Here is an 11,165-nt window from a genome sequence, read left to right as displayed (position 1 = left end):
CGCCCCGGACGCCGTGTTCATCCCGAACACGGTCTGGACGCGGCTCAACTCCCCGCCCCCGGTCAGCGCGATCGCGCCCAGGGCCAGGGCCGCCATCAGGACGCTCGCGATCACGCGCGCCACCACGGAGCCTCGCACCCGCCCATCATGGCAGCGCCTCCTGTGGAAGCGCTGTGTCCCCGCCGGCCGCGGCGAGTCGTCGGACAACCCGCGAACCGACACACGTCGCGGAAACTTCGCTCCTTCTCAGGAGGCGGGCAAGAGAGTCGTGGGGTCGAAAGGACGCCCATGGATCCCGACAACCCGCGCCGCATCCTGCCGCGACTCGTCGCGCTGATCGTCCCGATCGTGGTCGCGGGGTTCGCCGGTGAGGTTCCGGTCGTGCAGCCGGCGACCGTGGGGGTCGTGCTCGTCGGCCTGATCGTGTTCGTCGGCCTGATCGTGCTCGCGGCCGTGGCGGGCGACCGGGCCGCCGGCTGGTTCGCGACCCTCGGCGCGGTCGTCGGCCACGACTACTTCCTGGCCGCGCCGCGCCACTCGCTCATGCTGGAGGCGATCGCCGACGTCGAGTTTGACGTCGCGATCCTGCTGGTGGGCGTCGCCGTGACCGAGATCGTCCAGTGGGGACGCCGCGCCCGCTCGCTGTCGAGCCGCCGCGGCACCTACCTGCGCGACTTGGCGGGCGTCCACGCTGGAGAGTCCCCCGGGGATCTGCAGCGGCGCATCGGCGGCATCCTCGCGCGGCTGCTGGACGCCGACGACGTCTTCTTCCTCGATGTCGCCCCTGACCCCGAGGATGCGGCGATCACCCCCGAGGATCGCCTCCGCGTCGGCGACCACGAGTGGGACGCCGTCGACGGCCTGCCCACCGACCGCTACGTCGCGGCGGTCGTCCACAAGGGGGAACGCACCGTCGGGCACTTCCGGATCTCGTCCGCCACGCACATCAGCCGGCCCACCCGCGAACAGCTCAGCGTCGCCGCCCTGCTCGCGCAGCAACTCGTCACCCGGGCCGACGACGCGGTGCAGCCGTAGCGCCAACCGGGCCGCGCGCGGTCACCGGCCGGCCGATCACACCGGACGCCTACCAGTCCGCCCCGTCACAGCGGACGCCCGGCACCTCCACCTGGATCGTCGCGTGCGCGATGCCGAAGTCGTCGCGCAGCGTCGCGCCAGCGCGCTTCAGCACCTCGCCCCCGGACGCCTCCCCCGTCACGAGGTGCGCGCTCGCCACGTTCATGCCCGACGTGAGCTGCCAGACGTGGAGGTCGTGCACCTGCTCGACCCCCGGGACCGCCTCCAGCGCCGCGAGCATCTTCGTCGGCTCGACGCCCGCCGGCGCCTGCTGCCCGAGCACCGCCAGCACCTCGCGTCCGAGCAGCACCGCCCGGACGGCCACGAACGCCGCGATCGCCAAGGCGACCACCGTGTCCCACCAGCCCGCGCCGGTGAGGGCGACGAGGGCGCCCGCCGCGATCACGCCGACCGAGCCGAGCGAGTCGGCCAGCACCTCGAGGTAGGCGCCCTTCACGTTCAGGCTCTCCCCCGCGCCGGCCCGCAGCAGCACGAGCCCGACCGCGTTGATCGCCAGCCCGATGACGCCCACGAGCAGCATCACCCCGGACGCCGGCTCGGCCGGCGACCCGATCCGGCCCACCGCCTCGATAACGATGTAGACCGACACGCCGAGCATCATGAGCACGGCCAGCCCCGACGCGAAGACCTCGGCCCGGTACGAGCCGAACGTGCGGCGTCCGGTGGTGTCGGGCCTGGTCGCGATGCGGGTCGCGACCAGCGCGGCCCCGAGCGTCACCACGTCGGCCGCCATGTGGCCGGCGTCGCTGATGAGGGCGAGCGATCCGGCGGCCAGGCCGGCCACCAGCTCGACCACGAAGAAGGACGCCGTCAGCCCGAAGACGACCGCCAGCCGCCAGCGATGGCGTCCGGCGGCGGAATGCCCATGCGCGTGGCCGCCCGCGTGCCCGTGCCCACTCATCGCGACGCCCCCTCGTGGGCGGCGTGCTCACGGGTGATGTCGAGCAGCATCCGGACGTGCGCGTCCGACAGCCGGTAGAAGACGTTGCGGCCGTCACGGCGTCCGGCCACCACCCCGGACGCCTTCAGCAGCCGCAGCGCCTGCGAGACCGTCGTCTCGGCCGCGCCCGTCGCGGCCGCCAGGTCGCACACGCACAGCTCGCCCGCCTCGAGGAGCGCGTACAGCAGCCGCGCCCGCGTGGGGTCGCCGAGCAGCTTGAACAGCCCGCTCACCCGGTCGATCTCGGACGCCGTCGGCGTCTGTCCGCGCACCATCGCCACCTTGTGGGGGTGCACCAACCGCTGCACGCACCCGTCGAGACCTTGGACTTCGCTCACGTCAGCCCCCAGGAAGATACATCTGAATAGATGATCAGATGATAGGACGCCTCCGGCTCGATTCGCCAGCCTGCGCGGACGCTGTTCGCGCGACTACACGGCCCCGATCTCACTGGGTGGGCGCACCCCTCCCTGAGGATGGAACGACCCTTTAGGTTAGGCTTGCCTAAGTTCAGACGAGCCGACGGGAGCCGCCTTGCTCGCACAACCCCCGACCTCCAGCCAGGCCGACACCCTCGCCCGACGCGCCCGCTCGGCGGCCCGCCGGCTGCTCGCCGGGGCGGGCACGGCGTCCGTCGTCGCGTTCCGCCGCGAGGGCCGGCCCAGCGCGGAGAGCGTCCATCACGCCTGGCTGCAGGACGCTCTGCTCGTCGGCCTCCCCGCGGACGCCGTGGCCGACTGGTCCGACGACGGCCAAGCGGTCGACGTGCGGCTCGACATCGAATCGTCCGCGCCGACGTATGAGTGGCGGGTCACCGCGCAGTCGCTGCACGCCCTCGGCACGCTGCACGGGCTGAGCGGCCCGGGGCGCGGGGCGATCAGGTGGGCGACGCTGCAGATCGACCAGGCGTTCCTCCACGACCCGTTCGGCGTCCACGCGGTCGCGGACGCCTGCGCCGCCGACCGCGACCCGGCGTTCCCGGGCCCGGCGGACGCCCTCGCCGTGCAGGAGACGCTGGCGGGCCACGGCCCGGAATTCCTGGCCGAGCTCTTCGAGCGCGCCCCCATCAGGTGCCGCACGCGCCGCGCGTGCGCCGACCTCGGAGTCTGTGGCCGCACGCTCCTGATGGACGCCGACGCCTGCGGCCTCACGCTGGGCGCCTTCGACGAGGATCACGTCGTCAGCGCGCTGATTCCGTTCGACCGGCCGCTGACGTCGGCCGATGCGCTCGAGCACGCGCTGGAGGCGGTGCTCGCCCAAGCCTGACCCGGACGCGCCCTGCCGCGCATCTGACAGTCCGGGTTCAGGGGCGTGGGTCCCGCTGGGAGCGGGACCCACGCCGATCCCTGGTTACCGAACCGCGTAGCTGGCGCAGTCGGCGGTGGAGCCGCTGACCGTGATGGCCTCGGCGGTGCACATGAGTGCGGTGTTGTGGACGCATTCGAGCCGCTGACAGGCCCCGACGCGCCCCTCGGCCGCGCCGACGCCCCCGCGGGCGTCGAGAGCGACGAACGTGCCGCAGGAGGCGTGCTCGGGGGACCCGGCGATCGTGATCGCGCCGGCCGTGCAACCGGACTGGTTGTAGGAGCAGGAGGTGGTGTCGCAGGAAGAGACGATGGTGAGGGTGGTCATTTTGGAAAGCCTTTCGGACCATAAATTCTCGCCCGCGCATCTGACCCGAGGAAGATTACGCGCCATCCCCCGGAGAATCCAGGAAAGTTAGCCTTACCTCAGTCGGCCCGCCCGCGGAAGAACCCGCGCAGCTTCTCCCGGTGGACGGCCGCGACGGCCTCCAGGGGGATGCCGGCCGGGCACACCCGGACGCATTCCGCGTAGCTGCTGCACGGGCCGAACTCGGCGTCCAACTGCCCGACGACCGCCCGCGCGCGGCGTCCCCGCTCCTCGCGGCCGTGCGGCAGCAGCGCGAGGTGCGCGAGCTTGGCCCCGGCGAACAGGTGCGCCGCGCCGTTCGGGCACGCGGCCACGCAGGCGCCGCAGCCGATGCAGGCGGCGAAGTCGAGGGCGTGCTCGGCATCGTCGTGGGTGACGAGGTGGTCGTCGGCGTCCGAGGCGGTCCCGGCGTCCACCGCCACGTGCCCGCCGGCCTGGATCAGACGGTCGAGCGCCGAGCGGTCGACGACGAGGTCGCGCACCACGGGGAACGCCGCGCTGCGCAGCGGCTCGACGCGCAGCTTGGTCACCGAACCGAAAGCGCGGAGGTGCTGGCGGCACGACGGCGTCCGGGGGACGGGGCCGTGCGGGACGTCGTTCACCGTCACCCCGCACGCCCCGCAGACGCCCTCGCGGCAGTCGGACTCGAACTGGATCGGCTCGCCGCCGGCGTCCGAGATCTGGTCGTTGAGCCGGTCGAGCAGCTCCAGCAGGCTCATCTCGGGGGTCGCGTCGGTGACGACGTGCGTCTCGTAGCGCCCCCGGTCGGCGGGGCCGTCCTGGCGCCAGACCTCCAGTTCGACCCTCATCGGTAGTCCCTCACGGCCAGCGGCACCAGCGTGAACGACAGCGGCTCGGGGTGCTTCACGTGGGCTCCCTCCTGCGTCGTCTCCCAGGCGGAGACGTGGCTCCAGTGCTCGTCGTCACGGCGCGCCTCACCCTCGGGCGTCGCGTACTCCTCGCGGAAATGCGCGCCGCACGACTCGGTGCGGTCGAGCGCGTCGGTGATCATGAGCTCGGCCAACTCCAGGAAGTCGGCGACGCGGCCCGCGCGCTCCAGCTCCTGGTTGAGCCGGTCGCCGGAGCCCGCGACCTTCACGTCGACCCAGAACTCCTCGCGCAATCCGCGGACCCGGTCGAGGGCGTCCCGCAGGCCGACGTCCGAGCGCGAGACGCCGCACCCGACGTAGAGAATCTCGCCGAGCTTGCGGTGGAAGAAGAGCGGACGCCGCGTCCCGCCCGTGGTCAGCAGGCGCTCGGTGCGCCTGCGGACGTCGTCGACGGCCGCGGATGCCTCCGGCGCATCGGACGCGAGCGGCGGCGTCCCGACCAGCCCGGCGAGCCAGTTCGGCACGGACTCGGGCAGCGTGAACCAGCCGTCGACGCAGGCGCTGAGCAAGGAATTCGCGCCCAGCCGGTTCGCGCCGTGGTAGTTGTTGCCGGCCTCGCCGCCGACGAACAGCCCGGGCACGGACGTCATCTGGTCGTAGTCGGACCACAACCCGCCCATCGTGAAGTGCGCGCCGGGAGCGATGCGCATCGGCTCGGTGTACGGGTCCTCCCCCGTGACGTCGCGGTACATGTGGAAGAGGTTCCCGTAGCGCTCCTCGATGGTCGCGCGCCCGACGCGTCCGATGGCGTCGCGGAAGTCGAGGTAGACCGAGTTCTTCAGCGGGCCGACCCCGCGGCCCGCCTCGATCTCGGTGCGGGCGGCGCGCGACGCGATGTCGCGCGGCGTCAGGTTGCCGTAGGCCGGGTAGCGGCGCTCGAGGTAGTAGTCGCGCTCGTCGTCGGGGATGTCGGCCGGGCGCCGGTCGTCGCCCGGGCGCCGGGGCACCCAGATGCGGCCGTCGTTGCGCAGCGACTCGCTCATCAGCGTGGTCTTCGACTGCCATTCCGACGAGACCGGCAGCGCGGTCGGGTGGAACTGCACGAAGGACGGGGACGCGAAATAGGCCCCGCGCCGGTGCGCGCGCCAGGTGGCGGTCGCGTTGGAGTTCATCGCGAGCGTCGACTGGTAGTAGACGCTGCCGTACCCGCCCGTCGCGAGCACGACGGCGTGCCCCGTCCACGCCCTCACCTCGCCGGTGACGAGGTCGCGGGTGACGATCCCCTGCGCGCGCCCGTCGGCCACGATCAGGTCGAGCATCTCGGTGCGCGTGTGCAGCCGGACGCCTCCGCGGGCCACCTGCCGCAGCAGCGCCTGCGCCGCGGCGACCTGGAGCTGTTGCCCGGTCTGGCCGCGCGTGTAGTAGGTGCGCGACACCTGGACGCCGCCGAACGACCTGGTCGCGAGCTGCCCGCCGTACTCGCGCGCGAACGGCGCACCGATGGCCTGCAGGTGGTCGATGACCCGGATCGACTCGATCGCCAGCCGGACGACGTCCGCCTCCCGCCCGCGGAAGTCGCCGCCCTTGACCGTGTCCTTCACGAAGCGCGCGATCGAGTCGCCGTCGACCTTGCGGGCCCGGGCGGCGTTGATGCCGCCCTGCGCGGCGACGCTGTGGGCGCGGCGCGGGGCGTCGTGGAACGTGAAGCTCTCGACGCGATAGCCGAGCTCGCCGAGCGCGGCCGCGACGCCCGACCCGGCGAGGCCGGTGCCGACGACGATCACGGTGAGGTTCTTGCGGTTCGCGGGGCTCACCAGGCGGTACGCGGCACGGCGGCGGTCCCAGGCCGTCAGCGGGTCGCCGGGCGGGACGTGGGCGTCCAGCGGCGGCGTGGGGGCCGCGGGGCGGCCGTCCGTCGCGCGGGCGGTCGGCCGGGCGGGCGTCGCGGTCATGCGATCACCCCCGCGAGCACGAGCGGGGGGATGAGCGCGTTTCCGAGCAACACGGCCACGGCGATCAGGCCGCCGACGGCCGCCCAGATCGCGCGCAGCCGGCGTCCGGTGGCGCCCAGGTCTTGCGCGAGCGTCCGGACGCCGTGCTCGACGTGCACTGCCAGCACCACCATCACCACGGAGTAGAAAGCCGCCATCCACGGCCGCGAGAAGCTCGCGACGAGGTTGGCGTAGGCGTGGATCGTGCCGTCGGCGTCCGGGTATCGATAGGACGCCGTGGCCAGCCCGGCGCCGATCGTCAGGTCGAGCAGGTGGACGATCACGAACGCGAGCAGGATCACCCCGCCCAGCAGCATCGTCCGCGCCGCGTAGCCGGAGTAGCCGAGCAGGCGCCCGCGCCGGTGGCGCCCCCGGGACGCCCGCCCGCGCGCCCACAGCGCGACCGCCGCCGCGACGTGCCCGACCAGGCACGCCGCGAGCGTGGCGCGCAGCGCCCACAGCACCCCGTACTTCGGCACGAGCGGGTAGCCGATCTCGCGTAGCCAGTGGGCGTAGTGGTCGAACGCGTCGGCCCCGGCGTACACCTTCAGGTTGCCGATCATGTGCACGAACACGAACCCGACGAACACGACCCCCGTGATCGCCATCACCAGCTTCAACGCGAAGCTGGACGGCCTGCGCGCCAGCTTCGTCCGCCGCTCCTCCGCCCGCACCACGGTCATGCCCCGAACCTACCCGAGCGCCGTGGCCGGCGGGCGCCGTTCAGAAGACCGGCTTACCGCCGGTCACACCGATCACGGTCCCCGAGACGTAGGACGCCTCCGCCGGGCTGGCCAGGAAGACGAACGCCCCGGCGAGCTCGGACGGCTGCCCGGCCCGGCCCAGCGGGGTGTCGCCGCCGAAGCCCGGCATGCTGTCGCCGCCCTTGGTCGCCGGCTGCAGCGGCGTCCAGATGGGGCCGGGAGCGATCGCGTTCACGCGGATGCCGCGGTCGCCGACCTCGGCGGCCAGGTTCACCGTGAAGTTGTTGATCGCGGCCTTCGTCGCGGCGTAGTCAACGAGGGACTCCGACGGGTCGTAGGCCTGGATGGAGCTGACGTTGATGATGCTCGCGCCCTTGCCGAGGTGCTTGAGCGCCTGCTGGCTGACCCAGAACAGGGCGTAGAGGTTGGTCTTGAAGACGCGGTCCATCTCGTCGGTCTTCAGGCCGGTCAGGCCGCCCTCGCGCCGGGCCCACTGGAAGCCGGCGTTGTTCACGACGATGTCGAGCCCGCCGAGCCTGTCGGCCGCCATGTCGACGGTCGTGCGGGCGGTCTCCTCGTCGGTCAGGTCGCCGGGCAGCAGGACGCACTGGACGCCCGCCTCCTCGACCCAGCCGCGGGTGTCCTCGGCGTCCGACTGCTCCTCGGGAAGGTAGCCGAGCGCGACGGACGCGCCCTCGCGGGCGAACGCGATCGCGACCGCGCGCCCGATGCCCGAGTCGCCGCCGGTGATGAGGGCCTTCAGGCCCTGGAGGCGTCCGTGGCCGACCCACGTCGTCTCGCCGTGGTCGGGAATCGGGTCCATCTTCGTCGTGAGGCCGGGCGGGAGCTGCTCCTGCTCGGGGAAACCGCCCTCGTCCGAGGCGAGGGCGGCGGCGTCCCGATCGATTTCGTTGAGGTTTGACATGCTTTCCAGCCTTGCTCGCGGGCACTGGCCACCACAGCCCCTTATGGGTGGAATGGGCCCACCACCAGGGTGGTTTCTCGTGAAGAACACCCATCGGCTGTCGCAGCGGCCCCCATTCGCGGGGCGTATCGGACACTGTCTTGTAGATTTGTCCTCGTGCCCATTAAACCGCCGCGCATCCGCCTTGCCCTGCTGAACGACTACGAGGTGGTCGTGCGCGGGCTCCGGTCGATGCTCGAGAAGCACACCGAACGGTTCGCGATCGTGGAGCTCAACGTGAACGCCGGCCCGTCGCAGCGCGTCGACATCGCCCTCTACGACACGTTCGGCCGTGCGCAGGCAGACGGGCCGGGCGTGGGGCAGCTCGTCCGCAGCGGGCTGGCCGACAAGGTCGTCGTCTATTCGTGGAACCTGGACGCCGACCTGATCCGCAAGGCCGTCGACGCGGGCGTCCGGGGGTACCTGTCGAAGCGCACGACCGCGGCCGAGCTGACCGGCAACCTGGAGCGGATCCACCGCGGTGAGCTCGTGCTCGCCCCCCCGCAGCCCGAGATCGAGCCCGACGGCAGCGACCCGACGGCGGTCGGCTTCGGCGACTGGCCGGGGCGTCCGATGGGGCTCACCCAGCGCGAGGCCGACATGATCGCGATGATCACCCAGGGCCTGTCGAACCAGGAGATCGCGTCGACCGCCTACCTGTCGATCAACTCGGTGAAGTCCTACATCCGGCAGGCCTACCGCAAGATCGACGTCGACTCCCGTTCGAAGGCGGTCCTGTGGGGCATCGAGCACGGGTTCCGGCCCGACGCGTCGGCCCAGCGGCGGTCCTAGCGGCCGGCACGGGCCGGCGCCGCGGTGTCCGGGGATGCGTCAGGGCTTGAGCCGGTTGGGCGTGCAGACGTTCTCCAGATCCTTACCCGAGAGCCCCGGGAATTGGTCGCTGCACCACGACTTCACGGAGGCCTCGTCGGTGAACGCCGAGCTGAGCACGCTCGTCACGTAGAGCGGGTCGCCGTTGTGGTTCCGATGCCGGCCGTACGTCCGGCTGTCGAGGAGCACGACGTCCAGGCCGCTGAAGCGGGAGGTCAGCTGCTGGTACTCGTCCCAGATGTCGCTGGCGAAGAACGTGTGCGAGCCGCTGCTGGTCGTCTGCCGGGCGTCGTACACCCCGACGTACTTGGACGCCACCTGCGCCACCCAGCGGCCGTCCTTGCTGACGCGGGCCCCGTCCGAGGCGGCCTGCGACTGCAGGCGGCCCAGCGCGCCGTCGTCGGTGCCGACGGCGTCCGACGTGCCGGACCCGCTGGCCGCGACCTGCTCGATCGTCCGGGTGCTCGTCGCGGGCGCGGGCTGATACACCGTGCGGCGCACCTGCGTTTGCGTGACGGTGGAGACGGGCTGCGACTGGGCGGCCTGGTCGACCTGCACGATGCGCGTCGTGGGGCCCGGCAGGGCGAACGTCACCGGCAGGGAGCCCGAGCTCCACACGAAATACCCGGCGACGATGGCGGCGACGGCCAGCACGCTCACCACGGCCAGCCCCACCGGCGCGTGCGACCGCTCGTACGCCATCGGCACGACCGGCACGGCCATCGGCGGGGCGGGCGGGACCACCGTGGGCGGCACGGGCACCCCCGTCGCCGGCGGACGCCCGGGCATCGCCTGCCCCTGGAGCGGCTGCCCCTGCTGGGGTTGTCCCTGCATCGCCTGCCCCTGCAGGGGCTGCCCCTGCGACGGCTGGCCCGGGACCGGAGCGGCCCCAGGGATCTGCAGCGTGTCGTCGGGCGAGCCCGAGCGGTCGACCTCGGCGCTGCCACACGCCGAGCAATAGTTTCCGGTCACGTCCGCGCCGCAGCGCCGGCACACGCCGTTCATCGCATCATTCCTTGCTTCGTTTCTTCTGTTCGTTGTGTTCGCCCTGGTCGCACGGGTCCGCGCGCGTCCGGGCCGGGCGTCAGCCGATGAGGCGCGGGTAGCAGGACCCGCCGACCGACCGGCCGACGGACGCGCAGACCCGCTGCGCCTCGGACTTGCTCGACGAGCCGATCACCGAGACCGCCCAATAGCCGCTGTTCAGGCCGGGTACCGAGGAGCTGTCGACCACGTACACGGAGACGCCCGTCCGGCTCGAGATGGACGCCGCCTTCGCGGCCGCCTGCCCGGACGACTTGCTCGACTTCGGCATCGACTCCAGCACCGTGATCCACGAGCCGGACGACAGCGAGGTGAGGACGCCCACGTCACCGTCGCCGTCGTCGTAGATGTAGGAGGTCTTGGTCGTGCTCGTCGGCTTCGAGGCGGTCTCGCGGCGCACGATCGTCGTCTGGGTGGACTGGGGTTGCGGTTGCGCCTGCGGTGCCGCCACGGTGACGACGCGCGTGACCTGGGTGTCGGGGGCGGCGGACGTCGTCTGCCCGCGCGCCATGATCGAGACCCCGACCACGGCGACGATCGCCACGACACCCACCACCGCGGTCGCGCCCAGGATCGCGGGCACGCGCGAACCGTTGTGTTGTGGCGGGTACCCCGGCTGCTGCGTGGGCGGTACCGGGACCGGCCCGGGGTTGTAATTCGGATCACTCATCGTCATTTTCTCCACATCATGGCCGGACGTCCGTGCGCCCCAGGGAATCTCGTCGGGTAGCCCCGCTGCCGTTTCTTGATTGTCTGGTTTTGCTTGATTGCAGGGTTTCAGCTGCGCACGAGGCGTCCGCCATAAATGACGACGCGCCCTCGGACGCCGCCGGTGCAGAGCACCGGCTGGTCGCCCGAGCAATCCATCGTGTACGTGATCTTCGTCACGGGCGAATAGGCGACGACCTGCCCGGACGACCCATTGAGGCCGGAGTTCAGGTAGGCGTCCCGGACGTTGATCGCGAACGGGCAACTCGTGGTCGGGTTGGCCGTGCCGGCGGCGGCGTAGGGTCCGCTGCCGGAGCGCGAGCACTCCTTCGAGCCGCGGGGCACGTAGACGTCGGGGTACGAGGTCGTCACCGACGACCCCGACGA

General features: G+C 72.1%; 12 protein-coding genes and 1 pseudogene. 3 read left to right on the top strand and 10 right to left on the bottom strand.

Annotated elements, in window-relative coordinates:
- The first annotated feature begins 288 nt into the window (after nt 1-288).
- Nucleotides 289-1,035, top strand: a complete 747-nt coding sequence (locus WMJ97_RS11820) for a DUF4118 domain-containing protein (RefSeq protein WP_347349199.1) — start codon at nt 289-291, stop codon at nt 1,033-1,035.
- Between the two features lie 49 nt (nt 1,036-1,084).
- On the opposite strand, the gene WMJ97_RS11815 is transcribed toward WMJ97_RS11820, so the two are convergent.
- Together WMJ97_RS11815 and WMJ97_RS11810 are read right to left on the bottom strand one after the other, a co-directional pair.
- On the bottom strand, nt 1,085-1,996 hold the full coding sequence (locus WMJ97_RS11815; RefSeq protein ID WP_347349198.1) for a cation diffusion facilitator family transporter: 912 nt from the start codon (nt 1,994-1,996) through the stop codon (nt 1,085-1,087).
- Entirely contained in the window at nt 1,993-2,373 is a 381-nt protein-coding gene (locus tag WMJ97_RS11810) for a metalloregulator ArsR/SmtB family transcription factor (RefSeq protein ID WP_347349197.1), read from the bottom strand. Before WMJ97_RS11810 ends, WMJ97_RS11815 begins: the two co-directional genes overlap by 4 nt.
- Before the next feature lie 196 nt (nt 2,374-2,569).
- On the opposite strand from WMJ97_RS11810, the gene WMJ97_RS11805 reads away from it, so the two are divergent.
- Nucleotides 2,570-3,301 carry a hypothetical protein gene (locus WMJ97_RS11805; RefSeq protein ID WP_347349196.1) on the top strand — a complete coding sequence of 244 codons (732 nt, stop codon included), beginning with the start codon at nt 2,570-2,572 and terminating at the stop codon, nt 3,299-3,301.
- Between the two features lie 84 nt (nt 3,302-3,385).
- On the opposite strand, the gene WMJ97_RS11800 is transcribed toward WMJ97_RS11805, so the two are convergent.
- The 5 genes from WMJ97_RS11800 to WMJ97_RS11780 form a co-directional block, all read right to left on the bottom strand.
- Nucleotides 3,386-3,667 carry a DUF1540 domain-containing protein gene (locus tag WMJ97_RS11800; protein ID WP_347349195.1) on the bottom strand — a complete coding sequence of 94 codons (282 nt, stop codon included), beginning with the start codon at nt 3,665-3,667 and terminating at the stop codon, nt 3,386-3,388.
- A gap of 98 nt (nt 3,668-3,765) precedes the next feature.
- Nucleotides 3,766-4,515: a succinate dehydrogenase/fumarate reductase iron-sulfur subunit gene (locus WMJ97_RS11795; protein ID WP_347349194.1), complete on the bottom strand. Its 750-nt coding sequence runs from the start codon at nt 4,513-4,515 to the stop codon at nt 3,766-3,768.
- Nucleotides 4,512-6,488: a fumarate reductase/succinate dehydrogenase flavoprotein subunit gene (locus tag WMJ97_RS11790; RefSeq protein ID WP_347349193.1), complete on the bottom strand. Its 1,977-nt coding sequence runs from the start codon at nt 6,486-6,488 to the stop codon at nt 4,512-4,514. The genes WMJ97_RS11795 and WMJ97_RS11790 overlap by 4 nt, the downstream gene beginning before the upstream one ends.
- A complete protein-coding gene (locus WMJ97_RS11785; RefSeq protein ID WP_347349192.1) occupies nt 6,485-7,210 on the bottom strand; it encodes a succinate dehydrogenase cytochrome b subunit in 726 nt (241 codons plus the stop codon). The genes WMJ97_RS11790 and WMJ97_RS11785 overlap by 4 nt, the downstream gene beginning before the upstream one ends.
- A gap of 40 nt (nt 7,211-7,250) precedes the next feature.
- Nucleotides 7,251-8,156, bottom strand: a complete 906-nt coding sequence (locus tag WMJ97_RS11780) for an SDR family oxidoreductase (RefSeq protein WP_347349191.1) — start codon at nt 8,154-8,156, stop codon at nt 7,251-7,253.
- 156 nt (nt 8,157-8,312) lie between these two features.
- Between WMJ97_RS11780 and WMJ97_RS11775 the strand changes: the two genes are divergently transcribed.
- A complete protein-coding gene (locus WMJ97_RS11775) occupies nt 8,313-8,987 on the top strand; it encodes a response regulator transcription factor (protein ID WP_347349190.1) in 675 nt (224 codons plus the stop codon).
- Between the two features lie 39 nt (nt 8,988-9,026).
- On the opposite strand, the gene WMJ97_RS11770 is transcribed toward WMJ97_RS11775, so the two are convergent.
- The 3 genes and pseudogenes from WMJ97_RS11770 to WMJ97_RS11760 form a co-directional block, all read right to left on the bottom strand.
- The gene (locus WMJ97_RS11770; protein ID WP_347349189.1) at nt 9,027-10,031 is read right to left on the bottom strand and encodes a hypothetical protein; all 1,005 of its coding nucleotides are present in this window, start codon (nt 10,029-10,031) and stop codon (nt 9,027-9,029) included.
- Nucleotides 10,032-10,110: 79 nt separating this feature from the next.
- A complete protein-coding gene (locus tag WMJ97_RS11765; RefSeq protein WP_347349188.1) occupies nt 10,111-10,740 on the bottom strand; it encodes a hypothetical protein in 630 nt (209 codons plus the stop codon).
- Nucleotides 10,741-10,847: 107 nt separating this feature from the next.
- A pseudogene (locus WMJ97_RS11760) lies at nt 10,848-11,165 on the bottom strand (hypothetical protein); the annotation flags it as partial.

Source organism: Nigerium sp., from assembly GCF_039811905.1.
Classification (GTDB): Bacteria; Actinomycetota; Actinomycetes; order Propionibacteriales; family Propionibacteriaceae; genus Propioniciclava.
Note: the sequence above shows the minus strand (reverse complement) of the source record. Positions and strands in the feature narration are given on the sequence as shown.